Annotated in this window: 29 protein-coding genes and 2 pseudogenes; 28 read left to right on the top strand and 3 right to left on the bottom strand. The window is 61.1% G+C overall.

What is annotated here, in order from left to right; all coding sequences use genetic code 11:
- Positions 1 to 6: 6 nt before the first annotated feature.
- A complete protein-coding gene (locus tag ACR0BZ_RS07875) occupies positions 7 to 1230 on the bottom strand; it encodes a cytochrome b/b6 domain-containing protein (RefSeq protein ID WP_480919918.1) in 1224 nt (407 codons plus the stop codon).
- Positions 1231 to 1404: 174 nt separating this feature from the next.
- Here ACR0BZ_RS07875 and fabD point away from each other — a divergent pair, with 174 nt between their 5' ends.
- The 7 genes from fabD to mltG all read left to right on the top strand — a co-directional run bounded on the left by fabD (position 1405) and on the right by mltG (position 7711).
- A complete protein-coding gene (fabD, locus tag ACR0BZ_RS07870) occupies positions 1405 to 2343 on the top strand; it encodes an ACP S-malonyltransferase (protein ID WP_480919917.1) in 939 nt (312 codons plus the stop codon).
- 42 nt (positions 2344 to 2385) lie between these two features.
- Entirely contained in the window at positions 2386 to 3123 is a 738-nt protein-coding gene (gene fabG / locus ACR0BZ_RS07865; protein ID WP_209596801.1) for a 3-oxoacyl-[acyl-carrier-protein] reductase, read from the top strand.
- 207 nt (positions 3124 to 3330) lie between these two features.
- Entirely contained in the window at positions 3331 to 3564 is a 234-nt protein-coding gene (locus tag ACR0BZ_RS07860) for an acyl carrier protein (RefSeq protein WP_050602116.1), read from the top strand.
- Positions 3565 to 3702: 138 nt separating this feature from the next.
- Positions 3703 to 4242 (top strand): GNAT family N-acetyltransferase, encoded by a 540-nt coding sequence (locus tag ACR0BZ_RS07855; protein WP_267364575.1) that lies wholly within the window; start codon positions 3703 to 3705, stop codon positions 4240 to 4242.
- 122 nt (positions 4243 to 4364) lie between these two features.
- The gene (locus ACR0BZ_RS07850; RefSeq protein ID WP_480919916.1) at positions 4365 to 5108 is read left to right on the top strand and encodes a 1-(5-phosphoribosyl)-5-[(5-phosphoribosylamino)methylideneamino]imidazole-4-carboxamide isomerase; all 744 of its coding nucleotides are present in this window, start codon (positions 4365 to 4367) and stop codon (positions 5106 to 5108) included.
- A gap of 179 nt (positions 5109 to 5287) precedes the next feature.
- Positions 5288 to 6553, top strand: coding sequence for a beta-ketoacyl-ACP synthase II (fabF, locus tag ACR0BZ_RS07845; RefSeq protein ID WP_209596796.1), 1266 nt, complete (start codon positions 5288 to 5290; stop codon positions 6551 to 6553).
- The gene (gene mltG / locus ACR0BZ_RS07840; RefSeq protein ID WP_480919915.1) at positions 6554 to 7711 is read left to right on the top strand and encodes an endolytic transglycosylase MltG; all 1158 of its coding nucleotides are present in this window, start codon (positions 6554 to 6556) and stop codon (positions 7709 to 7711) included.
- An 89-nt stretch (positions 7712 to 7800) separates the two neighbouring features.
- Here mltG and ACR0BZ_RS07835 read toward each other — a convergent pair whose 3' ends face one another.
- Positions 7801 to 9066 carry a DEAD/DEAH box helicase gene (locus tag ACR0BZ_RS07835; RefSeq protein WP_480486454.1) on the bottom strand — a complete coding sequence of 422 codons (1266 nt, stop codon included), beginning with the start codon at positions 9064 to 9066 and terminating at the stop codon, positions 7801 to 7803.
- Positions 9067 to 9756: 690 nt separating this feature from the next.
- Between ACR0BZ_RS07835 and ACR0BZ_RS07830 the strand changes: the two genes are divergently transcribed.
- The 20 genes and pseudogenes from ACR0BZ_RS07830 (at position 9757) to ACR0BZ_RS07735 (ending at position 25196) form a co-directional block, all read left to right on the top strand.
- Positions 9757 to 10101 carry a hypothetical protein gene (locus ACR0BZ_RS07830; RefSeq protein WP_480473381.1) on the top strand — a complete coding sequence of 115 codons (345 nt, stop codon included), beginning with the start codon at positions 9757 to 9759 and terminating at the stop codon, positions 10099 to 10101.
- On the top strand, positions 10010 to 11380 hold the full coding sequence (locus tag ACR0BZ_RS07825) for a DNA-packaging protein (RefSeq protein ID WP_480919914.1): 1371 nt from the start codon (positions 10010 to 10012) through the stop codon (positions 11378 to 11380). Before ACR0BZ_RS07830 ends, ACR0BZ_RS07825 begins: the two co-directional genes overlap by 92 nt.
- A 163-nt stretch (positions 11381 to 11543) precedes the next feature.
- Positions 11544 to 12410 (top strand): hypothetical protein, encoded by an 867-nt coding sequence (locus ACR0BZ_RS07820; protein WP_480504735.1) that lies wholly within the window; start codon positions 11544 to 11546, stop codon positions 12408 to 12410.
- A gap of 103 nt (positions 12411 to 12513) precedes the next feature.
- Complete coding sequence (locus tag ACR0BZ_RS07815) at positions 12514 to 13677, top strand: phage portal protein (RefSeq protein WP_480919913.1); 1164 nt, start codon at positions 12514 to 12516, stop codon at positions 13675 to 13677.
- Positions 13670 to 13888, top strand: coding sequence for a GTA head formation protein, RCAP_rcc01685 family (locus ACR0BZ_RS07810; protein WP_480480401.1), 219 nt, complete (start codon positions 13670 to 13672; stop codon positions 13886 to 13888). The genes ACR0BZ_RS07815 and ACR0BZ_RS07810 overlap by 8 nt, the downstream gene beginning before the upstream one ends.
- A 14-nt stretch (positions 13889 to 13902) precedes the next feature.
- Positions 13903 to 14460: an HK97 family phage prohead protease gene (locus tag ACR0BZ_RS07805; protein ID WP_480480403.1), complete on the top strand. Its 558-nt coding sequence runs from the start codon at positions 13903 to 13905 to the stop codon at positions 14458 to 14460.
- Between the two features lie 35 nt (positions 14461 to 14495).
- Entirely contained in the window at positions 14496 to 15674 is a 1179-nt protein-coding gene (locus ACR0BZ_RS07800) for a phage major capsid protein (protein WP_267365002.1), read from the top strand.
- 171 nt (positions 15675 to 15845) lie between these two features.
- Positions 15846 to 16445, top strand: coding sequence for a head-tail connector protein (locus ACR0BZ_RS07795; protein ID WP_480919912.1), 600 nt, complete (start codon positions 15846 to 15848; stop codon positions 16443 to 16445).
- Entirely contained in the window at positions 16442 to 16780 is a 339-nt protein-coding gene (locus ACR0BZ_RS07790) for a phage head closure protein (RefSeq protein WP_480485293.1), read from the top strand. Before ACR0BZ_RS07795 ends, ACR0BZ_RS07790 begins: the two co-directional genes overlap by 4 nt.
- A complete protein-coding gene (locus ACR0BZ_RS07785) occupies positions 16777 to 17190 on the top strand; it encodes a DUF3168 domain-containing protein (RefSeq protein ID WP_480919911.1) in 414 nt (137 codons plus the stop codon). Before ACR0BZ_RS07790 ends, ACR0BZ_RS07785 begins: the two co-directional genes overlap by 4 nt.
- A gap of 20 nt (positions 17191 to 17210) precedes the next feature.
- Positions 17211 to 17624: a phage major tail protein, TP901-1 family gene (locus tag ACR0BZ_RS07780; protein ID WP_267364994.1), complete on the top strand. Its 414-nt coding sequence runs from the start codon at positions 17211 to 17213 to the stop codon at positions 17622 to 17624.
- A gap of 4 nt (positions 17625 to 17628) precedes the next feature.
- Positions 17629 to 17949 carry a gene transfer agent family protein gene (locus ACR0BZ_RS07775; RefSeq protein WP_267364992.1) on the top strand — a complete coding sequence of 107 codons (321 nt, stop codon included), beginning with the start codon at positions 17629 to 17631 and terminating at the stop codon, positions 17947 to 17949.
- Entirely contained in the window at positions 17946 to 18155 is a 210-nt protein-coding gene (locus ACR0BZ_RS07770) for a rcc01693 family protein (RefSeq protein ID WP_267364990.1), read from the top strand. The genes ACR0BZ_RS07775 and ACR0BZ_RS07770 overlap by 4 nt, the downstream gene beginning before the upstream one ends.
- The gene (locus ACR0BZ_RS07765) at positions 18142 to 18804 is read left to right on the top strand and encodes a phage tail tape measure protein (protein WP_480480413.1); all 663 of its coding nucleotides are present in this window, start codon (positions 18142 to 18144) and stop codon (positions 18802 to 18804) included. The genes ACR0BZ_RS07770 and ACR0BZ_RS07765 overlap by 14 nt, the downstream gene beginning before the upstream one ends.
- 15 nt (positions 18805 to 18819) lie before the next feature.
- Complete coding sequence (locus tag ACR0BZ_RS07760) at positions 18820 to 19452, top strand: DUF2460 domain-containing protein (RefSeq protein WP_267364987.1); 633 nt, start codon at positions 18820 to 18822, stop codon at positions 19450 to 19452.
- A complete protein-coding gene (locus ACR0BZ_RS07755; protein ID WP_480564265.1) occupies positions 19452 to 20339 on the top strand; it encodes a DUF2163 domain-containing protein in 888 nt (295 codons plus the stop codon). The genes ACR0BZ_RS07760 and ACR0BZ_RS07755 overlap by 1 nt, the downstream gene beginning before the upstream one ends.
- Positions 20336 to 20782 (top strand): C40 family peptidase, encoded by a 447-nt coding sequence (locus ACR0BZ_RS07750; protein WP_480919910.1) that lies wholly within the window; start codon positions 20336 to 20338, stop codon positions 20780 to 20782. Before ACR0BZ_RS07755 ends, ACR0BZ_RS07750 begins: the two co-directional genes overlap by 4 nt.
- Positions 20782 to 22113, top strand: a pseudogene (locus ACR0BZ_RS07745) (baseplate multidomain protein megatron); the annotation flags it as partial. The gene ACR0BZ_RS07750 and the pseudogene ACR0BZ_RS07745, both read left to right, overlap by 1 nt.
- 162 nt (positions 22114 to 22275) lie before the next feature.
- Positions 22276 to 24891: pseudogene (locus ACR0BZ_RS07740) on the top strand (baseplate multidomain protein megatron); the annotation flags it as partial.
- Positions 24892 to 24899: 8 nt separating this feature from the next.
- Positions 24900 to 25196: a DUF7742 family protein gene (locus tag ACR0BZ_RS07735; protein WP_480919909.1), complete on the top strand. Its 297-nt coding sequence runs from the start codon at positions 24900 to 24902 to the stop codon at positions 25194 to 25196.
- Here the strand turns inward: ACR0BZ_RS07735 and ACR0BZ_RS07730 are convergent.
- Positions 25177 to 25572 carry a TraR/DksA family transcriptional regulator gene (locus ACR0BZ_RS07730; protein ID WP_480919908.1) on the bottom strand — a complete coding sequence of 132 codons (396 nt, stop codon included), beginning with the start codon at positions 25570 to 25572 and terminating at the stop codon, positions 25177 to 25179. The genes ACR0BZ_RS07735 and ACR0BZ_RS07730 overlap by 20 nt on opposite strands.
- 27 nt (positions 25573 to 25599) lie before the next feature.
- On the opposite strand from ACR0BZ_RS07730, the gene cysE reads away from it, so the two are divergent.
- Positions 25600 to 26409, top strand: coding sequence for a serine O-acetyltransferase (cysE, locus tag ACR0BZ_RS07725; RefSeq protein ID WP_267364267.1), 810 nt, complete (start codon positions 25600 to 25602; stop codon positions 26407 to 26409).
- The last annotated feature ends 64 nt before the right edge of the window (positions 26410 to 26473 follow it).

The raw sequence follows: 26473 nt of genomic DNA, 5'->3' as shown, positions 1-26473 counted from the left end.
TTTGCCTTACTGACCGCGTGCCGCTGTGAGTTCTACGGATACTGCGACGGTAAAGCCCAGCGAGTCTTCGGTAGGCTGCGATGTGCCTACATCAAACTCCAGCCGGTTAAGCTCGATTGTGCCCGCCATTGTGGCTGTGTCGCCCTGAAGATCCAGCGAGAAGGGCAAAACGACATCGATCGACTTGTCGCGAATTGTAAGCGGACCGCGCGCCTCGTACCCACTTTCGGTTTTATAAAGGTCGGCCTTGAACTGAGCAGTCGGGAACCGGGCATTGTCAAAGAAATCCGGTCCCATGGCCTGATCGGTTACGGTTCCAAGACTAAGCGAACTTATGGCTATTGTGACATCGACAGATCCTGCCGGGCCCGGCTCTGTGGGTTCGTCAAAAGTAATTGCGGCCGTCCAGTCAGAGAACGTACCCGTGACGGGGCTGTTCAGTTGCGAAATCGTAATCGACAGCGTGCCGTTCTGAACCTGCCATTCGGATTGAACCTCGGCCAGTTGGACATCCGGTGCTTCACTTACGTTAGGGGTAAGCTTACCCGTTGCCCAGCCTCCGGTGACGACGACACCCCAGACCACCAATGCGGCGACGGCTGGAGTCAGTGAATGGGTTTGATGTGGTGGTTCCGGCACATCAGACAGGCCCGGTAACATCCGGCGCAATGTGCCGTCCTTGTCGATGACGTGATGTTTCAGCGCACCTGCAACGTGTAGGACAAGGGAAACAACCAGAACCCACATGAAAAGCCAATGCAGAACTCCTGTAACCTCGGCCACGGCGGTGGATTTCGGTACAAAAGGCAGGTTTTGGCCGAAGGGCCAAAGGATTGGGGCAAAGCCTTCGGTCGCGGCGTGGTGAATCCAGCCGGTCAGCGGCACAAGGACCAGCGAACCGTAAAGCAGCCAGTGGACGGTTTCAGCGGCGAAGGCTTCGGGCTTGTTGTCAGCATTCAGAAGACCGGGCTTGGTTTGGGTGAACGCCCAAAGAATGCGGGCCAATGCCACGAAAAACACGGCGACCCCGACGGTCTTGTGCAACGAGAACACGCGCGCGGCGCGGGCAATTTCCACCTCGGTAGGGGCAGTTGCCGAGTGTAATACCGCATGCGCCAGATTGTCCGCGACCCAGCCGAGGGGCAAAGCTGTGAAGATCAGCAACGCGGTCAGCCAGTGAAACGTCTTTGCTATGCTGCCGTAGCTTGAAAAGGAATTGGTCGATTGCATATGTCGGGCGCTCCGGGATTCTAGGGTGTGCCCAAGGTAAAGCCGGATGAAACAGACACAAGTGAGCGCGGGTGCACACAAAAGGTGCCAGAATGCAGAAAGCAGGCAATACTTGTGCCAGACGGTCAGTCAGTTTACACCCCGCCGCAACCTGACACCATCCATGAGGTTGCAATGACACTCGCGTTCGTTTTCCCGGGGCAAGGCGCCCAGACCATAGGTATGGGCAAAGCTCTGGCTGAGGCCTACCCGGCAGCTCAGGCCGTCTTCGATGAGGTGGACGACGCGTTGGGCGAGAAGTTGAGCAGCCTGATCTGGGACGGCGATATTGCTGACCTGACACTGACCCAGAATGCCCAACCCGCGTTGATGGCAACATCGATGGCAGCCATGCGCGCTTTGGAAGCCGAAGGCGTATCAGTCAGCAAGGCGGCTTTTGTGGCGGGGCATTCGCTGGGTGAATACTCGGCCCTGGCCGCGGCGGGTGCCTTGTCTGTTGCAGATACAGCGCGTCTGTTGCGCACCCGTGGTCAGGCCATGCAAAGCGCCGTACCCGTGGGCGAGGGGGCCATGGCCGCCATTCTGGGGCTGGATCTGGAGGCCGTGCGCGCTGTGGCGGAAAAAGCCGCACAGGGCGAGGTCTGTCAGGCCGCAAATGACAACGATCCTACGCAGGTCGTCGTGTCGGGTTCAAAAGCGGCTGTCGAACGCGCAGCCGAGATCGCCAAGGAAAAAGGCGCAAAACGTGCTGTTATGTTGCCTGTAAGTGCTCCATTTCACTGCGCGCTGATGAAACCTGCTGCAGATGTAATGGCAGAAGCGCTTGCTGCCGTCGAAATTAAGGCCCCTGTCATACCTTTGGTGGCTAATGTGCGCGCCGAGGCTGTCAGCGATCCGGATCTGATCCGTCAATTGCTGGTCGAGCAGGTGACAGGTTCGGTTCGCTGGCGGGAAAGCGTGCAATATATGGCGGCACAAGGCGTGACCGAAACATGGGAAATCGGCGCTGGCAAAGCGCTGTCCGGTATGATCCGCAAGATCGATCGCGAAATCGCGGGTAAGGCTGTGGGCACACCGGAAGACGTCCAGAAGGCCATTCAGGCCGAATCGTAAGCTCAATTCGCGTTGTAACCGACGCAGCAAGAGGGAAACCGAATGTTTGATTTAACAGGTAAGAATGCGCTGATCACCGGTGCTTCGGGCGGTATCGGAGGCCACATCGCACGTGCGTTGCATGGCGCAGGTGCAACGGTTGGGTTGTCCGGTACACGCGTTGAACCGCTTCAGGCTCTGGCCGACGAACTGGGCGAACGCGCGCATGTTCTGCCCTGCAATTTAAGCGATCCGGAAGCCGTGGAAGCGTTGCCAAAGCAAGCGGCCGAGGCGATGGGATCGGTGGACATTCTTGTAAACAACGCCGGGATCACCCGCGACAACCTGTTCATGCGCATGTCTGATGAGGAATGGCAAAGCGTCATTGACGTGAACATGACCTCGACCATGAAACTGTGCAAAGGTGTGATCCGGGGCATGATGAAGGCGCGCTGGGGCCGTATCGTCAATGTCTCGTCCGTTGTGGCCGCAATCGGCAATCCGGGGCAGGCGAACTATGCAGCGTCGAAGGCCGGTATGATCGGGTTTTCCAAGGCATTGGCCCACGAAGTTGCGACACGCGGCATTACTGTGAACGCCGTGGCACCTGGATTTATCACGACGGCCATGACCGAGAAACTGACTGAGGAACAGAAAAAGGGTCTGTTGCTCAAGGTTCCGGCCGGGCGCATGGGCGATCCGGAAGAAATTGCAGCTGCGGTTCTGTATCTTTCCAGCCCCGAAGCGGGCTATGTTACCGGAAGCACCTTGCATGTGAATGGCGGTATGGCCATGTTGTGAGCGCGACAGGGGCGAGTGCGAAAGCGTTTGCCTCTTGCGTCGACTATGCTATAGGCGGCGCATCTATGCGGGGCCGGTCGTTCAGGTCGGCCTACTATTTCCCGGTTCGCCGGGACCGAAACCGCCCAAAACGGGCAAACCAAAGCCAACCCGTGCGGGCAAGGGCAGAATCGGGCGGACCGCCCTGTAAAGGAATGAGGAATAGACATGAGCGACGTCGCAGATCGCGTTAAGAAGATCGTTGTTGAGCACCTGGGTGTTGAAGAAGATAAAGTCGTGGAAAACGCGTCCTTCATCGACGATCTGGGCGCAGACAGCCTGGACACTGTTGAGCTGGTCATGGCCTTCGAAGAAGAGTTCGGCATCGAGATCCCCGATGACGCAGCCGAGACCATCCAGACCTTTGGCGACGCCGTCAAGTTCATCAGCGAAGCGTCCTAAGCGTTTCTTTCTGATTAAAATCGGCGCTTCCGGGCAACGGGGGCGCCGTTTTTTTATGCCCGGCCGAATTTCGGGCTTGCGTGGCTATTGTGGCCTGCGCACTGTTTCCACTGAGGCAAAACTCAAAGTGGACAGGGCATGATAAGATCCACTCCGATGATAAATACCGCGCGTTTGACGCTGTGCGCTATGCGCCCAGAGGACTTTGACCGGTTCGCGGAAATCTGGCGTAACCCTTGCGTCGTGCGGCATATCGGCGGTTCTCCCCGATCGCGTGGCGAGGCGTGGGATTCTTTCCTGCGTAATGCGGGGCATTGGCAGATGGCCGGTTTTGGTCAGTGGGGCGTAATGCAGCAATCGAATCGCAAGCTGATCGGGCAAGCCGGATTCTTCTATAGCAACCGATGCATGGGCGACGATTTCGACGGCTTCCCCGAGGCAGGGTGGGTTCTGGTCCCCGAAGCACAGGGGCAGGGATTGGGATACGAGGCCGCCAAGGCTGCGCATGACTGGTTTGACCGGGTGATTCCCGGACCGTTGGTCGCGATGATAAACGCGTCCAACACGTCTTCGCAGAAACTCGCCAAGAAGCTTGGCTATGTTCTGATGCGGGAAGGGGTGTATAATGAAACCCCGGTACACTTGTTACGACGCAACGGACCGCCAGCCCGCGCGTAAATTCGCCACTTAATCAGTATGCCGCAAAATGGCCAAACTGTGCCGATCCCGGAGATTTCGGGCGGGCATTCCAGTTGTATGGTGCCGGGGATTTCTAAACGATTGAGCGGAGGACCGAGCTCATGAGGATTTACCCCACGATGGAACTGCAGAACGGCCGGTGTGTCTCGCTGGACAAGGGTCGTCTGGAAGAAGCGATGATCTGGCACGTGAATCCGGTAGAAACCGCACGGAGCTGGGCAGAGGCGGGTGCCGAATGGATGCACCTGACGGATTTCGACGCGATCGAGGGCAAGGATACCAACGCGCAGCTGGTCGAAGATATCATTCGCAAGGCCGAGATTCCGGTGCAGTTGGCGGGTGGCATGCGCTCGCGCGAGCAGATTGAGCGCTGGATCGACAAGGGCGCGGGTCGCATCGTGGTTGGTACGCTTGCTGCGCGTGAACCGAACCTGGTCAAGGATCTGGCCAAGCTGCACCCGGATCAGATCGTGCTGTCGGTTGATGTCTGGCAAGGCTTTGTCATGACTGACGGTTGGCGCAGCCAAAGTGCGTTCACGCCCGAAGCCTTTATTGACGCGTTCGGTGATGCGCCTTTTGCCGCCATCGTGGTGACGGATATCGACAGTGACATGGAAGATGTCGAGGCACAGCTTGGTCTGATCTCGCGACTGGCAAACCATTCGCGTACCCCGGTGATTGCCAGCGGCGTCGTGCGCACAGCAGACGATATCTCGCGGCTTGCATACATCCCCAATATCTCGGGCGCGATTGTCGGGCGTGCGCTGTTTCGCAAGACACTGGACCTGACCGAAGCACTTGATACTGCCAAATCGGCGCACGAGCCGGTCGCGCAGTTTCAGTAAGCAACTCCGCCCTTTCGGCTGGACGCGCGAAAGGGCGGTTTTAGCAGGCGCCGAATTTCCGGTTTCCTTGGGCAATCGGCGGCAGGACGCCGGGACGGAAAGAACCGTTGCTCTTGCCCCCGCACCCCGGGCCGGGGTATGAGCGGTTCTCATAAGAGGAAGCAGGCAAGAGGCACTTCATGCGCAGAGTCGTTGTAACCGGTCTTGGATTGGTCACTCCTTTGGCCAGCGGGGTCGAGGAAACCTGGTCGCGGCTGCTGGACGGAGAGTCCGGCGCAGGCCCAATCACGCATTTCGATGCAGAGGCAAGCGGGGTCGCAACGACCTACGCCTGCGAGGTGCCGCGCGGCGACGGAACCAACGGGACCTTCAATCCCGATGACTGGATGCCGCTGAAAGAGCAGCGCAAGATTGAGGATTTCATCCTGTATTCCATCGCGGCCGCCGAAATGGCCTGCAAGGATGCAGGCTGGCTGCCGGAAGACGAAGAATCGCGCCTGCGTACTGGTGTTCTGATCGGCTCGGGCATTGGTGGTCTGGGATCGATTGCCAATACCGCGAACCTGATCCGCGACAAGGGTCCGCGTCGGGTATCTCCGTTCTTTATTCCGGGCGCACTGATCAACCTGGCCTCGGGTCAGGTATCAATCCGTCACGGGTTCAAAGGGCCGAACCACTCGGTCGTGACCGCATGTTCAACCGGGGCGCACGCAATCGGCGACGCCAGCCGCATCATCCGGGCAGGTGACGCGGATGTCATGGTGGCAGGTGGCGGCGAGGGCTGTATCTGCGAGATCGGTATCGCCGGCTTCAACGCATGCAAGGCGCTGTCGACCAAATATGCAGATAATCCCAAGGCTGCCAGCCGACCCTATGACGTGGACCGTGACGGTTTCGTGATGGGCGAGGGCGCTGGCATCGTGGTTCTGGAAGATTACGAGCACGCCAAGGCGCGCGGTGCCAAGATCTACGCCGAAGTTCTGGGCTATGGTATGTCGGGCGACGCCTATCACATCACCGCCCCGTCCGAGGATGGCGACGGGGCCGAACGCTCCATGAGAGCGGCGTTGCGCAGCGCCGGGCTGGAGCCGAAAGACCTGGATTACATCAACGCGCATGGCACCTCGACCATGGCGGACACGATCGAATTGGGTGCTGTCGAGCGCCTGTTGGGCGAGCATGCCGGGAATGCGACGATGAGCTCGACCAAGTCGGCAACCGGTCACTTGCTGGGTGCTGCGGGTGCGATTGAGGCGATATTCTCAATCCTGGCGATCCGCGATCAGGTCGCACCGCCAACAATCAACCTGGACAACCCGGCAGTTGAAACCCCGATTGATCTTGCCCCCAACGCCAAACGCGAGCGTGAGATTAACGTGGCGCTGTCGAATTCGTTCGGGTTCGGTGGAACCAATGCCAGCGTGATTTTCGGAAAGGTCAGTTAAATGTGGCGGGCCATCGCTTCGAATGCGATGACCATCCTGGTGGTCGGCCTGTTTCTGGTGGGCGGTCTGATCCTGTGGGGACAGTCGCAGTACAAGGCCGAAGGCCCGCTTGAAACTGCGATTTGCCTTCAGGTCAAAAGCGGTTCGAACATGACACGTGTCAGTCGCGATCTGGAAGATCAGGGTGCCATTCGCAGTTCAATTCTGTTTCGGATGGCCGCTGACTATACCGATCAGGCGCAGCGGTTGAAAGCGGGCAGCTTTCTGGTGCGCGAAGGTGCGTCTATGGCGCAGATCATCGAAGAGATCACCAGCAGCGGCGCCAGTACTTGTGGGTCGGAAATCGAATACCGTATCGGTGTGACACGCACCCAAACCCGCGTGCGTGAATTGAACCCGGCAACATTGGATTTTGTCGAGATTGCTTCATTTGATGCGGCAGAGGAAGAAACGCCTGATGCCTATACCGAGAAGCGCAACGAAGCTGACACGCGCTATCGCGTGTCGCTGGCCGAAGGTGTGACCTCGTGGCAGGTGGTTGAAGCTCTGAAATCATTCGAAGCGCTGTCAGGTGAAGTGACCGAGATCCCGGCTGAGGGCATGTTGGCCCCGGACAGTTACGATGTTGTGGCCGGACAGGATCGCAATGCGATTTTGCAGGCCATGCAGGACAAGCAACAACTGCGGATCAACGCGGTTTGGGAAAGCCGCCAAGGCGGGTTGCCACTGGACACTCCGGAAGAGATGCTGATCCTTGCGTCTATCATCGAAAAGGAAACCGGTGTTCCGGAGGAACGTGGCCAGGTCGCCAGTGTGTTCGTGAACCGCCTGAAACAGGGGATGCGCCTGCAAACAGATCCGACCGTCATCTATGGCGTGACAAAGGGGCAGGGCACATTGGGCCGCGGGTTGCGGCGCAGCGAACTGAACCGTCCGACACCGTGGAACACCTATCAGATTGACGGGCTGCCCCCGACGCCGATCGCAAATCCGGGTCTGGCGAGCCTTGAAGCTGCGGTCGCGCCGGATGACACCAACTATGTGTTCTTCGTCGCCGACGGCTCGGGCGGTCATGCGTTTGCAGAAACCCTGCAGGAGCATAATCGCAATGTTGCCAAATGGCGCGAAATTGAGGAACAGCAAAGCTCGGGGAATTAAGCCCGGCGGATTGCTGGATTTGCCAACGAAAACGCCGACGCCGGTATGAAAACTGGCGTCGGCGTTTTCTTTGGCAGCCTGTTCAGTCCTTAGGCGGCTGAACGTCTTTTGTTGGGACGGCGCCGTCTGCTGCTGGAAGGTTTCCCATCACCGTTAGCCGGTTTGGGCTTGAACCCGCGACGGCGGTTGTTTTGTCGACGTGCAGGTTGCTGAACCTCGACCCCTTCCGGCATGGTGCCGCTTGTGACAGGGATTTCAATTTTCATCAGCTTCTGGATTTGACGCAGCAGGTCGACTTCTTCCGGTGCACAGAAAGCGATCGCTTCCCCCTCGCGCCCGGCACGGGCGGTGCGCCCGATACGGTGGACGTAATTGTCGGGTACGTCGGGCAGGTCGAAGTTGATGACATAGGCGACACCGGGGATGTCGATGCCACGCGCGGCAACGTCGGTGGCCACCAGTATGTTCACCTCTCCAGCGCGGAAGGCATTAATGGCCCGGTCACGCTGGCCCTGGCTTTTGTTCCCGTGAATGGATGCTGCGTTGAAGCCATCGGCGACCAGCCCTTTCATCAGCCGTTCAGCGCCGTGTTTTGTGCGGGTGAAGACCAGCGTCAGTGCATCCGCGTCCTGCGACAGGATTTGGCGAAGTTTAGAGGGTTTTTCGGCTTTTGGAACAAAATGAAGGGACTGAGTGATCTTGTCCGCCGCCTTGCCCGGGGGTGAAACCTGCACCCGCTGTGGATTGTTCAGATAGGCACGGCTGAGCTCCTCCATCTGTTTCGGCATTGTGGCCGAGAACAGCATGGTCTGGCGGGGTGTTCCCAGTGCAGGCGCGATGCGACGCAGAGCGTGAATGAAGCCCAGGTCAAGCATCTGATCTGCTTCGTCCAATACCAGATGGCGCACCGAACCAAGGTCAACAGCGCCGCGTTCCATCAGGTCAATCAGGCGCCCCGGGGTGGCGACCAAAATATCGGTGCCGCGGGCAAGGAACATCACTTGTTTGTTGATCGACTGGCCACCAACAACTGTGGCGACCCGCAGCTTTGTTCCTTTGGTGAGGGTGCGCAAACTGTCGGCGATCTGGTTCACCAACTCGCGTGTAGGGGCGAGGATCAGCGATTTGGCTGTTTTGGGATCGGGCTTGCCGGGCTGCGCCAGCAGGTGGTCGATCAGGGGCAGGCCAAAGGCCAGTGTCTTGCCGGTGCCGGTTTGGGCCAGCCCGAGGATGTCATGCCCGTTCAGGGCCAGCGGAATGGCCTGGTTCTGAATCGGGGTGGGTTGAGTAAAATTGGCGCGTTTCAACGCGTCGTTCAGTGTCGGCGCGAGGCCGAGCATGTCGAAGTCGAACAAAAAATTATCCTTTACAGCCCGCAGGTTAAGCCCCGCGAGCAGGTGATGACTGGCCACGTTCATGTGACCGGCAGGGTTGAGCGAGACCTCGGGATGCGCGAGCGAATCCAGCGCCATCCGGCCATCGCCTAAAGAACCCTGCGTGAAGGGGAACTGGGAGTTATGTGTTGGCGCTGTGGGGCCTGAAGCCCGACGATGCTCACGCGGTGGCGCCGTGATGAGGGGCACATGAGGGTTTCGGGGGGAAATGTCAAGGACTGGTTTTGCAGCGCGCCGGACCCTGCGGCGCCGAAATCGGGTGATGCGGGCGATTTTGAGCGCGATTTCGGAAAATGTCAGGTTTGTACACGCGTCCGCGCGGGGGTTGTACAATTTGTACACGCTGAAAGCGGCACGGGGGTAACCCTGTATTAACCCCTCTGGTCGGTGAAGCGGTCAGGGCTAGGGAGGCAAAAGGGCGGGGCGGCGTTTAGGCCGAGGGTTACTACAGCCGGAAATTCACTGTCCGTTAACCTGCACCGTACGATCCCTGTTGCGCGACTGTTGCGTAAACCCTTGACTTTGCGCGCTTTATCCCGTATAGGTTGTGTCATGCTAGAAGAAGTGGGCGAACGGCCTCGGGGTGACCCGGTGGCCGTTTTTTCGTTTCTCTCGTGCGGAGAACACTCACGCATGAGGTCACAGGCAAACATGACTTTGATTACCCCGGAAGAGCGGATTTCCCAGACGGCTGAACTGTTGCAGTCCCTGGAAAGGTCCATTCGCGATCTGCGGCAAGCGGCAGAAGACCTGCGCAAACAGATCGGTGCCGGGGAGGATGCAGATCTTGCTGGTTCAGCCAAGCAACTCGGTCAGCTGGAGGGGCTGATCCGAAGTTGCCAGAAAGTGGAGACAAGCTTTGTCGAACAACATTACAGACAAGCCGGAATTGCCCAAGGGGGCTATGCGCTCGACCTTGAGCGGGCCCGATTTGAGATCGGGTGCAGGCTGGCTCGCCTCCGCCAATGCTGCGGTGCGGGAGAGATTTCTGAGTGAGATCGGGGAGGGGGGGCTGTGTGCCCTCCCTTTCCTGTTTGAATTCTGGGCGCTGCCGCATCAATTGCCGCCCGAGGGCGACTGGCGGTCCTGGGTGATCATGGGCGGGCGCGGTGCGGGCAAGACGCGCGCCGGGGCTGAGTGGGTAAGGTCGATGGTCGAGGGGCCGAAACCGCTGGACAAGGGCGAGGCGTGCCGCGTGGCGCTGGTGGGTGAAACATTCGATCAGGTGCGCGACGTGATGATCTTTGGCGACAGCGGGATATTGCAATGCTCGCCCCCGGATCGTCGGCCCACGTGGAAGGCATCCGAACGCAAGCTGATCTGGCCCCACGGGGCCGAGGCGCAGGCGTTTTCAGCGCATGATCCCGAAGGGCTACGCGGGCCGCAGTTTGATGCGGCCTGGGTGGATGAGCTGGCCAAGTGGAAGAAAGCGGGCGAGACCTGGGACATGCTGCAATTTGCGCTGCGTTTGGGCGAGAGGCCCCGGGTCTGCGTGACCACGACACCGCGCAATGTGAAGGTTTTGAAGGATTTGCTGGCGTCGCCCTCCACCGTGCAGACCCATGCGCCAACCGAGGCGAACCGGGCCAATCTGGCGGCGTCGTTTCTGGAAGAAGTGCGCGCGCGCTATGCGGGTACACGGCTGGGGCGGCAGGAGCTGGACGGAGTGCTGCTGTCGGATGCGGAAGGCGCGCTGTGGACGGGTTCGATGCTTGAGGCGGCGCGGTGCGCAAAGGTGCCCGAATTGGATCGCATCGTGGTGGCGCTGGATCCGGCGGTGACGTCCGGGTCAGGCGCGGATGCCTGCGGGATCGTGGTGGTTGGCGCGCAAGTGCAAGGCCCGCCCGAGGCGTGGCGCGCCTATGTGCTGGCTGACCGGACGGTGCAGGGCGTTGGCCCGGCAGGCTGGGCGCAGGCGGCGATTGACGCGATGGATGAGTTCGGGGCCGAACGGCTGGTGGCCGAGGTCAATCAGGGCGGGCAACTGGTGGAAGAGGTCGTGCGACAAGTGGATCCTCTGGTCCCTTATCGTGCGGTGCGGGCCTCCCGCGGCAAGGTGGCGCGAGCCGAGCCGGTCGCGGCTTTGTACGAGCAGGGGCGGGTGGCCCATGTGGCCGGGCTGGACGCGCTGGAGGAGCAGATGTGCCAGATGACCGCGCGCGGGTTTGAAGGGCAGGGCTCGCCCGACCGGGTCGACGCGCTGGTCTGGGCGCTGCATGAGTTAGTTGTGGGGCCTGCGGGGGTGTTTAGAAGGCCGAGGGTGCGGGCGTTGTGAATTGAATAGCAAATACCGCTAGAAGTCTGAGTAAGGAATTCCAGAATGGATATTTGAGACAGGCAGATGCATCTTGAATTCAAAGGGTATTTGTCATTTGTTTCCAATAAATTCGCCCACACTCTTTAGCTTGACCTTGGTCGCAGTCGCAATGTGTGCTGCTATGGCAGTTCGATTTAGGTCATTTTGGCGACTGCTCTTCACTGCGTTGCTCGCCGCGCTGCCATTGCTGTTTATCAGACAAATGCCTTCAGGCACGCAGTATGATGGGCTTGGCTATGTAATCGTTGTTGTAGCGTCGTTGCTTGCTGCCGGGGCTGGTGCCGGTTGGGGTGCAATTTTGCGTTTGCTCGGAGTGCCAGCAGTGGTTTCAGCAATTGTTGTTTGTGGATTAGCAGCACTGGTCGCAGGAAGTATGTTGTGGGGGCAGTACGTGCCAAACTCCTGCGACGGTAAACCTCTGCTGGTAAACGTTGCAGGTCAAAAACTAAGTATACCCTCGGAAATGCGCCCTCTCGTATGGCCCGAAGAGAAGCAAAAATACTGGGCCAACCCAGAGAGAAAAAGAGAGCACTCCTACCTGTGTGGGATCAGCGAGAATGCTTCTCGAGTAATTTCTGTGAATGAGATCAAGATCAACCCTGTAGCCGTACACAAATCCTTGTCTGCTGTTTGTATGGCGTCTGATCCGCCGTCTTGGTGCAGCAATTACTCTAACCACTTCATGCCGTTGTTGGTGGAGTTCAGTGTTTCTTCCCCGGCAGACCCTGGGAAACCTGCATACTACTGGAATTGGGACTCACCTGATGTTTTTAGGCAAGGTGACGTGCGGGAGGGTTTTAGTTGTCTTTGGGATGCTGAAACAAAATTAGTGAGGGAATGTTCGATTTGGCAACCTTTCGGAACAGGTTTTCGATTGACGGTCGAAACTACAAATCGTCCTGGTGATTTCGAAAGTCTGTCCATTGACGAAGTGCGTGAAGGTATGATTGCAGCACGTAGTTCACTTCTTTCCTCAATTCAGAACTGACCCGTTGCCCCCCCCCCGTACGCCCCATTCCCAAGGCTTAAACGTCTTTCCGTCATAACTCCTTTCAACAAGCCGGGCAGAGCGGCGGCAGAAAGGAGCACAGATGGTATTCGATTTCTTGCGTCGTGGATCGGCCGGCAGCGCGCCCGAGGCGAAGGCGAGCGCGACGGGGCCTGTGGTGGCGTGGCAGACTGGCGGGCGCGTGGCGTGGAGCCCGCGGGACACGGTGTCTCTGACGCGGACGGGGTTTTCGGGCAATCCGGTGGGGTTTCGGTCGGTCAAGCTGATTGCTGAATCGGCGGCGGCTCTGCCCTTGATATTGCAGGGTCAGGGGCAGCGTTTCGATGCGCACCCGATCCTGGCCCTGTTGCGACGCCCGAATGCGGCGCAGGGGCGGGCAGAGATGCTGGAGGCCCTGTTCGGGCAGTTGCTGCTGTCGGGTAATGCTTATGTCGAGGCGGTGCAGGCCGAGGACGGGCTGCCGGTTGAGCTGCACGTTTTGCGTTCGGACCGGATGAGCGTGGTGCCGGGGGCGGATGGGTGGCCCAAGGCCTATGATTACAGCGTCGGTGGCAAGACGCACCGGTTCTCGGCCGAGGCCATCTGTCATATCAAGACGTTCCACCCGCAGGATGATCATTACGGGTTCTCGCCGATGCAGGCGGCGGCGACGGCGATTGACGTGCACAACAGCGCCTCGCGGTGGTCGAAATCGCTGCTGGACAATGCCGCGCGGCCCTCGGGGGCGCTGGTGTGGAAGGGCGGTGATGGGCACGGAATGATGGCCGAGGAGCAGTTCCGCCGCCTGTCCGACGAGATCGAGCAGAACTATCGCGGGGCGCGCAATGCTGGCCGTCCAATGGTTCTGGAGGGGGGGCTGGATTGGAAGCCGATGGGCTTTTCCCCCTCAGACATGGAGTTTCAGAAGACCAAGGAAGCCGCCGCCCGCGAGATCGCGCTGGCCTTTGGGGTCCCGCCGATGCTGCTGGGGATACAGGGCGACGCGACCTATTCGAACTATCAGGAGGCCAACCGGGCGTTTTACCGCCTGACCGTGCTTCCCCTGGTGACGCGGGTGGCGGCGGCGGTGTCGGAGTGGCTGACGGGCTTTACCGGCGAGGATCTGATCCTGAAGCCCGATCTGGATCAGGTAACGGCCCTGTCCGCCGAGCGGGATGCGCAATGGGCGCGGGTCAACCGGGCGGAATTCCTGAGCGATGTAGAAAAACGCAGGTTGCTGGGGCTGCCGGAGCGTGCCGATGGCTGAGGGGTATCCGCCGTTCGACTGCGCGCCGGGGCTACGTCTGGCCGCGCATGAGCGGGTGGCCGAGATCCAGCACGCGCATCTGTGCAGGCGGCTGGATCAGATCGAAGAGATGATGGAGCGGCTGGAGAAACGGCTGTGGCTGACGGTCTATGGCGTGGCCGCAGTGATCCTGGCGCAGGCGTTTCAGTCATTTCTGGTGGTAACGCCATAAGTTCAGTGGGTTACATGGAGAAGTTCATGGATTTAGAACATAAGTTCGCAGGGTTCGGTGACATCCTGTCAGTGACCGAGGATGCGATGATCGAAGGCTATGCCAGCCTGTTCGGGCAAGTCGATCAGGGCAGTGATACGGTGCAACGCGGGGCCTATCGCGCCTCGCTTGAGGGGCTCGCCAAGGCGGGTCAGCGGGTCAAGATGCTGTGGCAGCACGACCCGGCGCAACCCATTGGTGTCTGGGACGAGGTGCGCGAGGACGACAAGGGCCTGTGGGTCAAGGGTCGCCTGCTGGAAAGCACCCAGAAAGGCCGGGAAGCGGCCGAGCTGATCCGGGCGGGTGCGATGGATGGCCTGTCGATCGGCTATCGCACCAAACGGGCCGTAAAGAATGACAAGGGCCAGCGGGTCCTGACGGAACTGGAGCTGTGGGAGGTGTCGCTGGTGACCTTCCCGATGCTGCCCAGTGCGCGGGTGGCGGCAAAGGGGAGCGACCCCGACGCCGAGAACACCTGGCGCAGTATTGCCGAGGTGTTTGACCACGCCCGGCAGGAGCTGGCGCGGACCTAGCGCGCCTCAAACCCACCCAAAAACAGGACATGCTGATGAGCAAGACCGAGATCCCGGCCTTGACCGGAGAGGGTGCGCCCCTGGTTCAGGAGGTGAAGCAGGCGATGGCTGGCTTCGTGAATGAATTCAAGGGCCTGAAGGCTGAAGTTAAAACCAAATTGCAACAGACAGAAGAGCGACTGACCATGCTGGATCGTAAATCAACCATCGCGGCGCGCCCGCATCTTGCGGCCTCGACCCTGGACGGTGCCCCGCACCAGAAGGCGTTCGACGCCTATGTGCGCTCGGGCGAGGATGACGGGTTGCGCGGGCTGGAGATGGAGAGCAAATCGCTGTCCACAGCCGTCAACAGCGATGGCGGGTATCTGGTCGATCCGCAGACTGCCGAGACGATCAAGTCGGTTCTGAACGCAACTGCGTCGATCCGTTCGATTGCGTCGGTGGTGAATGTCGAGGCGAATTCGTTCGATGTGCTGATCGACCATACCGATGTCGGTGCCGGCTGGGCAGATGAGAATTCGGCCACTTCCGAAACCGGAACCCCGTCGATCGATCGCATCTCGATCCCGCTGCACGAGTTGAGCGCGCTGCCCAAAGCCTCGCAGCGCTTGCTGGATGACAGCGCGTTCGATGTCGAGGGCTGGCTGGCCGGTCGGATTGCCGACAAGTTCGCCCGTGCCGAGGCGGCGGCCTTTATCACGGGTGACGGTGTGGACAAACCCAAGGGTCTGATGATCCACCGTGCGGTTTCCGATGACACATGGTCCTGGGGTAGCCTGGGGTATGTTGCCACCGGCATCGATGGCGGCGTCGATGCGGATGCGATTGTCGATGTGGTTTATGCGCTGGGCGCGCAATACCGGGTCAATGGCACATTCGTCATGAACTCGAAAACGGCGGGTGTGATCCGCAAGCTGAAAGACAGCGATGGCCGTTTCCTGTGGTCGGACGGTCTGGCCGCCGGTGAGCCCGCGCGCCTGATGGGCTATCCGGTACTGATTGCCGAGGACATGCCGGACGCGGCCTCGGACAGCTTCTCGATCGCGTTTGGCGACTTCAAATCCGGTTACACCATCGCTGAACGCCCCGATCTGCGCGTGCTGCGCGACCCGTTCAGCGCCAAGCCGCATGTCCTGTTTTATGCGACCAAGCGTGTGGGCGGCGATGTGAGCGACTTTGCAGCCATCAAGCTGGTGAAATTCGGCATCGCCTAAGCGGTGGCGAATCCGGGGGGCCATCGGCCCCTCGGGCGGCGGGCGCGGGCCGGGGTGAGATCCCCCGCGTTGTCTAGCTGCTCCCCTCCGTCCGAGCAACGTGGGGCGGCGCGTGCCCGTCATTTTCCTGACTGAGGCCCCCGGTGGGGTCCGAGATTGCGGAGTGAATGGATGATGTTGATCGAAGAAACCGCCATCGCGGATGCGGCGCTGCCGGTGGATCAGTTCAAGGCGCATCTGCGGCTGGGCAGGGGCTTTGCCGAGGATGACGTTCAGAACGAGGTGTTGAAGGGGTTCCTGCGGGCGGCCATGGCCGCGATTGAGGCGCGCACCGGTAAGGTTCTGATCGAGCGCGACTTTTCATGGAGCCTGAGCGGTTGGCGCGATCCGTCGGGCGAGGTTTTGCCGGTTGCTCCGGTGACATCGGTGCAGGCCGTGACGCTGACCGATGCGGCAGGTTCTGAAACCGTTGCGGATGCGGCGGTGTATCGGCTGGAACGCGATGGCCAGCGCCCGCGGTTGCGGCCGGTCGGGTCGGCCCTGCCTGCGATTGCAACGGGGGGTGCGGTGAAGATCTCCTTCACGGCCGGGATGGCCACGGATTGGGCCGGTTTGCCTGCCGATCTTGGCCAGGCGGTACTGTTGCTGGCGGCGCACTATTACGAATACCGGGACGAGACCGCGCTGGGCGCGGGGTGTATGCCGTTTGGCGTCACCAGCCTGATCCAGCGCTATCGGATGGTGCGCTTTGGGGCGGGGGTGGTGCAATGAACACGCCGCGTCTGAACCGCAAGCTGGTGCTTGAGGCCCCGATGCGCAGCGCTGACGGGTCCGGGGGATATACCGAGGCATGGGCCGCGCTGGGAACGCTGTGGGCCGAGGTCACGGCGCGCAGTGGCGCGGAACGGCAGATCGCCGGCGTTTCCGTCTCGCGCGTGGGGTATCGCATCGTGGTGCGGGGCGCGCCCGAGGGGTCGACCATGCGCCCGGCGCCGGATCAGCGGTTTCGCGAGGGCAATCGCCGGTTCGTCATCCGCGCCGTGGCTGAGCGCGACGCGCGCGGCCAGTACCTGACCTGTTTCGCGGATGAAGAGGTGGCGGCATGAGCTATGGCATATCAGCCGCCTTGCAGGCGGCGGTGTTTCAGCACCTGACCGGGGATGCGGATGTCAGCGGCCAGTCCGGTGGCGCGATCTATGACGCGGTGCCCACGGGAACGGTTCCGCAGACCTATGTGACATTGGGCCCGGAAGAGGTCCGCGACGCCTCGGACCGGTCGGGCGCGGGTGCGATCCACCGCTTTACGGTTTCGGTGGTGTCCGAAGCCGCCGGGTTTGGCGCGGCAAAGACGCTGGCCGGGGCGGTGTGTGACGCGCTGGACAATGCGCCGCTGGTTCTGAGCCGCGGGCATCTGGTCGGGCTGTGGTTCGAGCGCGCCTCGGCCCGGCGAACCGGGACAGGCGGCAGCATCCGCCAGATCGACCTGAGATTCCGCGCCCGCGTGGAAGACGACTAAGCAATCAACGGAGAGAGCACATGGCTGCCCAGAACGGAAAAGACCTTTTGGTCAAAGTGGATATGAACGGCACGGGCCTGTTCCAGACCATTGCGGGCCTGCGGGCCACGCGGATCAGTTTCAACGCCGAAAGCGTGGATGTCACCAGCCTGGAAAGCCAGGGGGGCTGGCGCGAGCTGTTGTCGGGGGCGGGGGTCAAATCGGCCTCGATCTCGGGCTCGGGCGTGTTCAAGGATGCAGGTACGGACGAACGCGCGCGGCAGCTGTTCTTTGACGGCGAGACCCCGGCGTTTCAGGTGATTATCCCCGATTTCGGCATTGTCGAGGGGGCGTTTCAGGTGACGGGCATCGAATATGCAGGCTCGCACAACGGTGAGGCGACCTATGAGATGAGCATGGCAAGCGCCGGTGCGCTGAGCTTTACGGCGCTGTAATCGCATGGCCAATCCGTGGACGGGCGAGGTGGCACTGACCATAGATGGAGAGCGGCGGGTGCTCAAGCTAACGCTGGGCGCTTTGGCGGAACTGGAGCAGGAGCTGAACACCGGATCCCTGGTCGAGCTGGTGCAGCGGTTCGAGGGTGGCGCGTATTCCAGCAGTGACGTGCTGGCGCTGATCGTTGCCGGATTGCGGGGCGGGGGCCGGGATACCAGCCGCGCCGACCTGCTTCATGCCGAAATCGAGGGCGGCCCGATGGCTGCGGCCAAAGCGGCGGCCGAACTGCTGGCCCGCGCCTTCATGGTGCCGGAAACGACATGAGCGGGTTTGACTGGCCCGCCCTGATGCGGGCCGGGTTTCTGGGGCTGCGGCTGACGCCGGATCAGTTCTGGCGTCTGACCCCGGCAGAACTGCGGCTGATGCTGGGGCAGGGCGCCGGGATGTCCGCGATGAACCGGGCAGGCCTTGACGCGCTGCTGGCCGCCTTCCCGGACAAGCAACAAGGAGAGCGTGATGACGGATCGTGACGGGTTTGACGACTTGCAGGAGCGGGGGGCAGCGCTGGGCGATGCCCTGGGTGATGCTGCGACGATGGCCGCGGCGTTTGACAGCCAGATGAAGCGGATCAGCGCCGCGTTCGAGGAAACCGGCAAGGATGTCGCCACGTTGGAACGGGGCATGTCCAGCGGTTTGCGCAAGGCGTTCGATGGCGTGGTTCTGGACGGGATGAGCCTGTCGGGCGCGCTGGATGTGCTGAAGAACTCGTTGATCCAAACGGCTTATGCAGCCGCGATCAAGCCGGTGACGGATCATTTTGGCGGATTGCTGGCAAACTCGGTCGGCGGGTTGGTGCAGGGTCTTCTGCCCTTTGCCGATGGCGGCAGTTTCAGCCAGGGCCGGGTGATGCCGTTTGCCAATGGCGGCGTGGTCAGCAGCCCGACGATGTTTCCGATGCGCGGCGGCACCGGGCTGATGGGCGAGGCCGGCCCCGAGGCGATCATGCCGCTGGCGCGCGGCGCGGACGGCAAGCTGGGCGTGCGCACGCAGGGCGGTGGGCGTTCGGTGAATGTGGTGATGAACATCACGACCCCGGATGTGCAGGGGTTCCGCCGCTCGCAGGGACAGATTGCAGCACAGATGAGCCGTGCGTTGGGGCGCGGCAATCGCAACAGGTAAATCAGGGAGCAGGTGATGACTTTCCACGAGGTGAGATTTCCCGCCAGCCTGAGCTTTGGCTCGGTCGGGGGCCCCGAGCGGCGCACGGATATCGTGACGCTGGCCAACGGGTTCGAAGAGCGCAACACGCCCTGGGCCCATTCCCGGCGCAGGTATGACGCGGGGCTGGGTATGCGCTCGCTGGACGATATCGAGACGCTGATCTCGTTCTTCGAGGCGCGGCAGGGCCAGATGTACGGGTTTCGCTGGAAGGACTGGTCGGATTTCAAATCCGGCAAGGCCACGTTGGATGTCGATGTCGGAGATCAGGTTATCGCACGCGGCGACGGTGTGCGGACCGAGTTTCAGCTGATCAAGACCTATAGCTCGGGCGGGGTCAGCTATGCCCGCCCCATCGTCAAGCCGGTGCTTGGGACGGTGCGTCTGGGGCTGGATCAGGATGAGATCCGGGAGGGCGTGGAATTCGAGGTTGATCTGGCAACAGGCCGGATCACCTTTGCCGACCCGCCACCGGAAGAGGTGGATATCACCGCCGGGTTCGAATTCGATGTGCCGGTGCGGTTTGACACCGACAAGATCCATACCAGCGTCGCCAGTTTTCAGGCCGGAGAGGCGCCGAACGTTCCCGTGGTTGAGGTGCGTGTCTGATGGCTGTGGATGAACAGGGCCTGCACGCGCATCTGCAAAGCGGGATGACCACCGTGTGCCGGTGTTGGGCGATCAGACGCCGGGATGGTCAGGAATACGGGTTCACCGATCATGATCTGGAACTTGGCTTTGACGGATTGACGTTCAGGGCCAGCACCGGTTTGACGGCGGCGGCCATCGAGCAGGCCACCGGCCTGTCCATTGACAACACCGAAGCCATGGGCGCGCTGTCGGATGCGGCCATTCGCGAAGAGGATATCGAGGCGGGGCGGTTCGACGGGGCCGAAGTGCGCGCGTGGCTGGTCAACTGGGCCGACCCGGATCAGCGCATCCTTCAGTTCCGGGGCTCGATCGGGGAATTGCGGCGCGCAGGCGGTGCATTCCACGCCGAGTTGCGTGGCCTGACCGATTTGCTGAACCGCCCGTTGGGGCGCGTGTATCAGAAGCCTTGTACTGCCGTTTTGGGGGACCGGACCTGTCGGTTCGACATGGATACGCCCGGCTATTGGATTGAGGGCGCCGTCACCGGTTTTGATGGTGGAACCGTTCTGCTTGTCGCGGGCGGGGCAACCATCGAAGACGGCTGGTTCGAGCGCGGCAGGATTGACGTTGTGTCGGGAGCGGCGAAGGGGCTCTGGTCATCAATCAAGCATGACCAGCAGGTGGCGGACGGGCGGCAGATCACGCTCTGGTCCGGTTTCGGGGAAAGCCTGGTGCCGGGTGACACGGTCAGGCTGAGGGCGGGGTGCGACAAACGCATGGAGACCTGTCGTTTGAAGTTCAACAACCTTCTGAACTTTCAGGGCTTTCCCGATCTTCCGGGCGAAGATTGGGTGATGGCCGTTCCCAAACAGAGCAAAGCCAACAGCGGAGGGAGCCTGAGGTGACGATACACAGGCAGGATATTGTCGCAGAAGTGCGCAGCTGGCTGGGGACGCCTTATGTGCATCAGGCCTCGACCAAGGGGGCGGGCACGGATTGTCTGGGCCTGCTGCGCGGCGTCTGGCGCGCCGTGATCGGACAGGAGCCCGAGGCGGTTCCGGTCTACAGTCTGGACTGGTCCGAGCCGCAGGGCGAGGAACGCATGTGGGCGGCGGCGCGGCGGCATCTGGTCGAAAAACCGGTCGGCGATTTCGCGGTCGCAGATGTGCTGCTGTTCCGGATGCGCGATGGCAGCGTGGCCAAACATCTTGGCATCGTCAGCGTCGCAGGCCCTGAGCCGAGGTTCATTCACGCCTATTCCGGCCATGGCGTTGTCGAGAACGCGCTGAGCGGCCCTTGGCGTCGCAGAATCGTTTCCTGTTTCGAATTCCCGTTGGAGGTGCTCTGATGGCTACTATTCTTCTTTCCGCAGCCGGGGCGGCGCTGGGCGGGTCAATCGGCGGAACAGTCGCGGGCCTGTCCACCGCAATCATCGGCCGGGCCATTGGCGCGACGGTTGGGCGGGTCATCGACCAGAGGTTCTTCAGCCAGTCGGTCATGGGCAGTGGCAGCGAAGTCGTCGAAACAGGCCGCATGGACCGGTTCAGGCTGACGGAAACCGGCGAGGGCGCGCCGGTGACAACGGTCTTTGGGCGTATGCGCGTGGGCGGTCAGGTCATCTGGGCCTCGGACTTTCTGGAGACCGAGACCCGGGAAACGCAGGGCGGCGGAGGCGGGGGCAAAGGCAAACCCAAGGCGCCCGAAGTGACCACCGTCAGCTACAGCTATTCGATTTCGCTGGCCATTGCCGTTGGCGCGGGTGAAATCGCCGATGTCGGGCGCATCTGGGCAGACGGGGAAGAACAGGACCGATCCGGGTTGAACATGCGCATCTATCACGGCACGCAAGACCAGTTGCCCGATCCCCTTATCGAAGCAATCGAAGGGGCGGGCACGGTGCCGGCCTATCGCGGTACAGCCTATGTCGTGATCGAGGATTTCCAGCTTGCGAGTTTTGGCAACCGGGTGCCGCAGTTCTCGTTCGAGGTGGTGCGCCCCGCGCAGCGCGACATGCCGGATTACCCAAGCGCCCTGCCGCAGATCGTGCGGGGCGTGGCGATGATTCCGGGTACGGGCGAGTATGCGCTGGCCCGTTCGCAGGTGAATTATACGCAATCCGGGACAAGCTGGGCGGCCAATGTGCATTCCGCGTCCGGTGTATCGGATCTTGTGAGCTCGACGCGTGCGCTGGAGACCGAGCTGCCAAATTGCGACGCGGCCTCGTTGGTGGTTTCGTGGTTCGGTGACGATCTGAGATGCGGCGCATGCACGATCCGGCCCAAGGTCGAACAGAGCGACACGGACAGCCGCAACATGCCGTGGATCGTGTCGGACCAGGTCCGCAGCACGGCGGGCCAGGTCGCGCGGCAGGACGGTCGCCCGGTCTATGGCGGGACACCCGCAGACCCGGCGGTGGTCGAGGCGATCCGACACCTCAACCAGTCGGGAAAGCGGGTCATGTTCTATCCGTTCATCCTGATGGAGCAATTGCCGGGAAACGGGCTGCCGGACCCCTGGTCGGAGGCTACAAACCAGCCCCATCTGCCTTGGCGGGGACGGATCACGCTGGATGTGGCGCCGGGGCGCGCAGGGTCTGCTGATCAGACCGCGGCGGCGGACGCGCAGGTGGCCGCGTTCTTTGGGACGGCAAGTGCTGCGGATTTTACGATCAACGAAGGATTTGACGCCCCGGTGGACACGGGCGGCGGCAGCGGCGTCAGAGGCTCGGGCCCCGTGCTTGGCGGGCGGCCGGATGACCGCGGGCCTGGCGATTTGCAATGGGTAAACGGTGGCGGCACGTTTGGCGGCTTGCTTGGCAATGGTCCCGTTCCGGCCACGAAAATCGTCAAATACTCCGGCCCGCAGGAATGGGGCCTGCGCCGGTTCATTCTGCACTATGCCATGTTGTGCAAGGCGGCTGGTGGGGTGTCATCCTTCTGTATCTCGTCCGAGATGCGTGGCCTGACTCAGATCCGCGGGGCTTCGGGGTTTCCCGCCGTTGCGCAACTGCGTGCGCTGGCGGCAGAGGTGCGCCAGATTCTGGGCCCGGACACCAAGATCGGCTATGCGGCGGATTGGAGCGAGTATTTCGGATACCAGCCGGATGGAAGCGGAGACAGGTATTTTCACCTCGACCCGTTATGGGCGGATGACAACATCGATTTCATTGGCATCGACAATTACATGCCTTTGTCCGACTGGCGTGATGGAGAAAACCACGTGGACGCCGAGGCAGGTGCGCCGTCGGTCTACGACCTTGGGTATCTGCGCGGCAATATCGAGGGGGGCGAGGGGTATGACTGGTATTATGCCGCGCCGGAAGAGGCCGAGGCACAGATCAGAACGCCCATCGAAGATCAGGAGCATGATGAGCCATGGGTCTGGCGCTACAAGGACCTGCGCGGCTGGTGGTCAAGTCTGCATCACGAGCGGATCGGCGGTGTTCGTCAGCCCAATCCGACCGACTGGGTGCCCGGATCAAAGCCGATCTGGTTTACCGAGTTGGGATGTGCGGCAATCGACAAAGGCACGAACCAGCCGAACAAGTTTCTGGATCCGAAATCGTCTGAATCGCTGTTGCCTGCATATTCAAACGGGCTGCGTGACGACTTCATTCAGGTCCAGTACCTGGCGGCGACCCTTGGATATTGGAGCGACCCGGACGTCAACCCGGTGTCGCAAGTCTATGGCGGACCAATGCTGGACCTGGCGAATGCCTATGTCTGGGCGTGGGATACCCGCCCGTTTCCGACCTTTCCAAATCTGCGAAGCCAGTGGGATGATGGGGCGAACTATGACCGGGGGCATTGGCTGAACGGCCGGTCCGGCTCGCGCACGCTGGCCTCGGTCGTGACTGAGATATGCCACGCGGCAGGGGTGACAGATATCGATGTTACCGGGCTTTATGGCGTGGTTCGGGGATATGTCATCGAAGATGTGACAAATGCGCGGTCGGCTTTGCAGCCGCTGATGCTGCGCTATGGGTTCGACGCGATCGAACGGAACGGCATCTTGCGCTTTCAGATGCGGGATGGCTATGGCGCGATTGCCCTGAACCCCGATCATCTGGCGATCAGCGGTGATCTGGATGGCACGGTTGAACACCGGCGTGAAGCTGAGGCCGAGATGACGGGCCGCGTGCGCCTGCGCTTTGTCCAGTCGGATGCGGATCACGATCTGGTTGCGGAAGAGGCGGTTCTGCCCGAGGACAGCACGCATTCTGTCTCGGTCAACGAGATGCCGTTGTCCATGACACGCACCGAAGGCCGGCAAACGGCTGAGCGCTGGTTGAGCGAGGCCCGTGTTTCCCGCGATACGGTGCGGTTTGCCTTGCCGCCATCGCTGCTGCATCTGGGCGCAGGTGATCTGGTGCGGTTGTCAGAAACCGAAAACAGCCCCCTTTACCGGATTGACCGACTGGAATCGGCCGATCTGCAACTGGTCGAAGCGGTCCGGGTTGAACAGGGTGTGTATAAGGCATCGCAATTGCGCGACGACCCGGCGGTTGTCAGACCCTATGCCGCGCCCGTTCCCGTGTTGCCGGTGTTTCTGGACCTGCCGCTGATCACCGGGGCAGAGGTCCCGCATGCACCTTATCTTGCGGTGACCGCTGATCCCTGGCCGGGGGCCGCGACGGTTTATTCCTCCTCAACCGATGAGGGGTACAGCCTGAGTGATGTGATCCCCGGTCAGGCCATTGTGGGCGTGACCGAAACACCGCTGAGGCGCGCCAGTATCGGCGTCTGGGACGAAGGCGCGGCCGTGAAGGTGCGGCTGTTGGCCGGTCAGTTGGAATCGCGTCCGCGTGGCGCGGTTCTGAACGGTGTCAATCTGGCGGCCATCGGCGACGGAACACCCGGCAACTGGGAGGTGTTCCAGTTCTCGGATGCCACGCTTGAGTCCCCCGGCGTTTACGCGTTGTGCGGGCGGTTGAGAGGCCAGTTGGGGTCGGATGCCCTGATACCGGATGTCTGGCCAGACGGGTCCATATTCGTGTTGCTGAACGATCAGGTGCAGCAGATCAACCTGTTGCGCAACGAGCGGGGTTTGGCCAAACACTATCGCATCGGCCCGGCGACCCGTGGTTACGATGATCCGGCTTACCAGCATCTGATCGCCTCATTCGACGGCAATGGTTTGCGCCCGTTTTCCCCGGTTCACCTCCGGGTGCGATCCGACGCAACCGGCGATCACCTGACCTGGGTGCGGCGCACCCGGTTGGATGGGGATGACTGGTCAGGGCTGGAGGTTCCACTGGGCGAGGAAAGCGAATCCTATCTTGTGCGTGTCTTTGCTGGGGGAACCCTTGTTCGTGAAGAGATGACATCCCTGCCAGGGTGGTCCTATTCGGCGGCATTGAAGGCGGCAGATGGTCTGACCGGGTCATATGAGGTCGGGATTGCGCAGGTGTCGGCCATTTACGGCCCCGGTGCGATGGCGCGACTGGTTGTCGGGTAAGCGGCCCGATGCGACCGCTATTGCACGGTGATGTAAGTGCCGCGGCGCGCGCCTTGTTGGCGGCGCCGCCGCCAGAGCGGACCCGCTTATGCGTCCGGATGATCCATGAAGCGGAACTGGCCGACATACACCGGGCGCGCACGGGTCAGCTGCATCCGGTTTACGGCAACGGATCGCTGATGGCGGTTGCGCGCAACAGGGTGCTGGCCGATGAGCCGGGGTTTGACGATTTGCAATATTGTCAGTGTTTTTCGATGGTTTTGCACCATCTTGCCGAGTTTCTGATCACCCGGTCGCGCAGCTGACGCATTTGCTGGCGGCCAGATCCAGAGACAATCGCTCATCGGGAATACGGTCGCCGCAATCTTCGCAATATCCGTATTCCCCCTCGTCCAGCCGCTTTAACGCGGCTTGAAGGCGGCGGGTTTCGACATTGCGATTCACCTGTTGCGCCTTTGCCATCGCCTGGTTTTGCAACGCATCCATGCGGCTGAGGCGACCAACCGCCTGCTGATCCAGTTCAACAACGGCCTGAGCCTGCTGGCCTGATGCGGACAATTGATCCAGTTCGGCCAGACGCTCGTGAATTCGTGTTTCAAAATATGCGCGTTCGGACTCATTCATTTTCGTTGTATCGCGGATCACGGGTTTGCGTTTGGCCTTTTTGCCACTAAATGGCATTCTAGGCGCAGCAAAGGATCAAAAGCTATGTTTGAAAAACGCAGCCCCGTGACACCGGTCGATCCGGTCTGGAACCGTATCACATCCGAGGCCCAAGCAGCCGTCGAGACAGAGCCGCTTATGGGCGGGCTTGTGCACGCCTGTATCCTGCATCACCGCAGCCTTGAGCGTGCACTGTCCTATCGGATCGCGGCCAAGCTGTGTTCGAACGAAATGTCGATGATGGTTCTGCGCGAGATCGTGGACGAGGCTTATGCCAATGATCCCGGTTTGCTGGAAGCCGCCCGCGCCGATCTGATGGCGGTTTATGAGCGTGATCCGGCCTGCCATCGGTTGTTGCAGCCGATCCTGTATTTCAAGGGCTATCAGGCCATGCAGGCCTATCGCGTCGCGCATTGGCTGTGGCGCAAGGGGCGTTATGATCTGGCCTATTTCTTCCAGATGCGATCGTCGGAGATTTTCGGCATCGACATTCACCCGGCTGCAAGGATCGGCAAGGGGATCATGATCGACCACGCCCATTCCATTGTCATCGGTGAAACCGCCGTGGTCGGAGACAACGTGTCGATGCTGCATTCGGTGACGCTGGGCGGAACCGGCAAGGAAGAGGAAGACCGCCATCCCAAAATCGGAGACGGTGTTCTGATCGGGGCCGGGGCAAAGGTTCTGGGCAACATCAAGGTCGGCCATTGCAGTCGTATCGCCGCCGGTTCGGTGGTGTTGCAGGACGTTCCGCCGTGCAAGACCGTTGCCGGTATCCCGGCCAAGATCGTGGGCGAGGCCGGATGCGATCAGCCGTCGATCTCGATGGATCACATGCTGGGCAAAGATCAGTAGGTTGATTTGAAGTAACAAAAAAGGGACCCTCTATATATTAGGCGGGGCTTTTTTTTGCCGGCCG

The sequence above is a fragment of the Ruegeria sp. P8 genome, from assembly GCF_056534665.1.
The sequence above is the reverse complement of the archived record's forward strand: the minus strand, read 5'-3'. Positions and strand labels throughout refer to the sequence as shown.

Bases quoted from the DNA above. Each gene is read 5' to 3' on its own strand.
- ACR0BZ_RS07875 (WP_480919918.1), bottom strand. From the start codon at position 1,230: ATGCAATCGACCAATTCCTTTTCAAGCTACGGCAGCATAGCAAAGACG.
- fabD (WP_480919917.1), top strand. From the start codon at position 1,405: ATGACACTCGCGTTCGTTTTCCCGGGGCAAGGCGCCCAGACCATAGGT.
- fabG (WP_209596801.1), top strand. From the start codon at position 2,386: ATGTTTGATTTAACAGGTAAGAATGCGCTGATCACCGGTGCTTCGGGC.
- ACR0BZ_RS07860 (WP_050602116.1), top strand. From the start codon at position 3,331: ATGAGCGACGTCGCAGATCGCGTTAAGAAGATCGTTGTTGAGCACCTG.
- ACR0BZ_RS07855 (WP_267364575.1), top strand. From the start codon at position 3,703: ATGATAAGATCCACTCCGATGATAAATACCGCGCGTTTGACGCTGTGC.
- ACR0BZ_RS07850 (WP_480919916.1), top strand. From the start codon at position 4,365: ATGAGGATTTACCCCACGATGGAACTGCAGAACGGCCGGTGTGTCTCG.
- fabF (WP_209596796.1), top strand. From the start codon at position 5,288: ATGCGCAGAGTCGTTGTAACCGGTCTTGGATTGGTCACTCCTTTGGCC.
- mltG (WP_480919915.1), top strand. From the start codon at position 6,554: ATGTGGCGGGCCATCGCTTCGAATGCGATGACCATCCTGGTGGTCGGC.
- ACR0BZ_RS07830 (WP_480473381.1), top strand. From the start codon at position 9,757: ATGACTTTGATTACCCCGGAAGAGCGGATTTCCCAGACGGCTGAACTG.
- ACR0BZ_RS07825 (WP_480919914.1), top strand. From the start codon at position 10,010: ATGCGCTCGACCTTGAGCGGGCCCGATTTGAGATCGGGTGCAGGCTGG.
- ACR0BZ_RS07820 (WP_480504735.1), top strand. From the start codon at position 11,544: ATGGCAGTTCGATTTAGGTCATTTTGGCGACTGCTCTTCACTGCGTTG.
- ACR0BZ_RS07815 (WP_480919913.1), top strand. From the start codon at position 12,514: ATGGTATTCGATTTCTTGCGTCGTGGATCGGCCGGCAGCGCGCCCGAG.
- ACR0BZ_RS07810 (WP_480480401.1), top strand. From the start codon at position 13,670: ATGGCTGAGGGGTATCCGCCGTTCGACTGCGCGCCGGGGCTACGTCTG.
- ACR0BZ_RS07805 (WP_480480403.1), top strand. From the start codon at position 13,903: ATGGAGAAGTTCATGGATTTAGAACATAAGTTCGCAGGGTTCGGTGAC.
- ACR0BZ_RS07800 (WP_267365002.1), top strand. From the start codon at position 14,496: ATGAGCAAGACCGAGATCCCGGCCTTGACCGGAGAGGGTGCGCCCCTG.
- ACR0BZ_RS07795 (WP_480919912.1), top strand. From the start codon at position 15,846: ATGATGTTGATCGAAGAAACCGCCATCGCGGATGCGGCGCTGCCGGTG.
- ACR0BZ_RS07790 (WP_480485293.1), top strand. From the start codon at position 16,442: ATGAACACGCCGCGTCTGAACCGCAAGCTGGTGCTTGAGGCCCCGATG.
- ACR0BZ_RS07785 (WP_480919911.1), top strand. From the start codon at position 16,777: ATGAGCTATGGCATATCAGCCGCCTTGCAGGCGGCGGTGTTTCAGCAC.
- ACR0BZ_RS07780 (WP_267364994.1), top strand. From the start codon at position 17,211: ATGGCTGCCCAGAACGGAAAAGACCTTTTGGTCAAAGTGGATATGAAC.
- ACR0BZ_RS07775 (WP_267364992.1), top strand. From the start codon at position 17,629: ATGGCCAATCCGTGGACGGGCGAGGTGGCACTGACCATAGATGGAGAG.
- ACR0BZ_RS07770 (WP_267364990.1), top strand. From the start codon at position 17,946: ATGAGCGGGTTTGACTGGCCCGCCCTGATGCGGGCCGGGTTTCTGGGG.
- ACR0BZ_RS07765 (WP_480480413.1), top strand. From the start codon at position 18,142: ATGACGGATCGTGACGGGTTTGACGACTTGCAGGAGCGGGGGGCAGCG.
- ACR0BZ_RS07760 (WP_267364987.1), top strand. From the start codon at position 18,820: ATGACTTTCCACGAGGTGAGATTTCCCGCCAGCCTGAGCTTTGGCTCG.
- ACR0BZ_RS07755 (WP_480564265.1), top strand. From the start codon at position 19,452: ATGGCTGTGGATGAACAGGGCCTGCACGCGCATCTGCAAAGCGGGATG.
- ACR0BZ_RS07735 (WP_480919909.1), top strand. From the start codon at position 24,900: ATGCGACCGCTATTGCACGGTGATGTAAGTGCCGCGGCGCGCGCCTTG.
- ACR0BZ_RS07730 (WP_480919908.1), bottom strand. From the start codon at position 25,572: ATGCCATTTAGTGGCAAAAAGGCCAAACGCAAACCCGTGATCCGCGAT.
- cysE (WP_267364267.1), top strand. From the start codon at position 25,600: ATGTTTGAAAAACGCAGCCCCGTGACACCGGTCGATCCGGTCTGGAAC.